Annotated in this window: 1 protein-coding gene; it reads right to left on the bottom strand. The window is 64.9% G+C overall.

What is annotated here, in order from left to right; all coding sequences use genetic code 11:
- Positions 1-26: 26 nt before the first annotated feature.
- Positions 27-1,126, bottom strand: a protein-coding gene (locus OK345_RS17700; protein WP_265129323.1) for an IS3 family transposase whose coding sequence is annotated in 2 segments (ribosomal slippage) — positions 27-868 and positions 868-1,126 — 1,101 coding nt in all. Because the reading frame shifts where the segments join, the coding sequence is not laid out codon by codon here.
- Positions 1,127-1,194 lie beyond the last annotated feature (68 nt).

Genomic DNA, 1,194 nt, shown 5'->3' on the forward strand with positions numbered 1-1,194 from the left:
CCCCCCGCCTTCAGTAGCACGGCGGTTTAGAGTCCGGGATCAATCGTAGCGGATGCCAGCTGGCTGGCGTAGTCGCTCGGGGTCAGTCCGCCGAGCACCTTCTTGGGTCGCTCCTCGTTGTACTCGCGGCGCCAGGTTTCGATGACGGTTCGGGCATGCAGCAGGCTGGTGAACCAGTGTTCGTTGAGGCACTCGTCGCGCAGGCGGCCGTTGAGGCTCTCGACATAGGCGTTCTGGTTGGGCTTGCCCGGCTCGATCAGGCGCATGGCAACACCGCGGGCATGCGCCCATTCGAGCATCGCCTTGCCGCAGAACTCCTTGCCGTTGTCGGTGCGGATGACCCGCGGCAGGCCACGTTGCACCGCCAAGCGGTCCAGGATGCGAGCGACGCCATGTCCGGAAATGGCCCGCTCGACCTCGATCGCCACTAGCTCGTGCGTCGCGTCATCCACGATCACGAGCGCCTTGAGTACCCGGCCATCCGCGGTCCGGTCGAACACGAAGTCCATCGACCAGACCTCGTTGGCACGGCTCGGACGCAGCAGCGGCTGCCGGTCGGCGACCGGCACCTTCTTCCGCTTCCGGCGCCGCACCTGCAGCTTCGCTTCCTGGTACAGCCGCTCCACGCGCTTGTAGTTCACGAGAACTCCCGCCTGCCTGAGCTTGAGGTAGATCATCCCGACGCCGTAGCGCTTGTATCGCTGGGCCAGTGCGAGGATCTGCTCGCGGAGATCGACGTTGCGATCGGGCGCCGGCTGGTAGCGATACGCGCTGGCACTCATGCGCAGCACCGCCAAGGCTCGCCGCTCGCTCAGCCCCCTGGTCATCATGTAGCGCACCTGCTCGCGTCGAGCCGGCGCGCTCACCACTTTTTTCGCAGGACGTCCTTGATGACCTCGTTCTCGAGCACCTGCTCTGCCAGGAGCTTCTTCAGCCGCCCGTTCTCGGTCTCCAGCTCCTTCAAGCGCTTTGCGTCGGGCACGCTCATGCCCCCGAACTTGCTCCGCCACAGGTAGTACGACGCCTCGCTGAAGCCGTGCTTGCGGCACAGCTCCTTGACCGGCAGCCCGGCCTCGGCCTCACGCAGGAAGCCGATGATCTGCTCTTCGGAAAAGCGCTTCTTCACGTCCAATCTCCTTACTCTGGGGAATTGGACTCCAGATCGCCGCGCTACTCAAAACCGGGGGGACGTCG

The sequence above is a fragment of the Xanthomonas chitinilytica genome (genome assembly GCF_026107455.2).
Lineage (GTDB): Bacteria > Pseudomonadota > Gammaproteobacteria > Xanthomonadales > Xanthomonadaceae > Stenotrophomonas > Stenotrophomonas chitinilytica.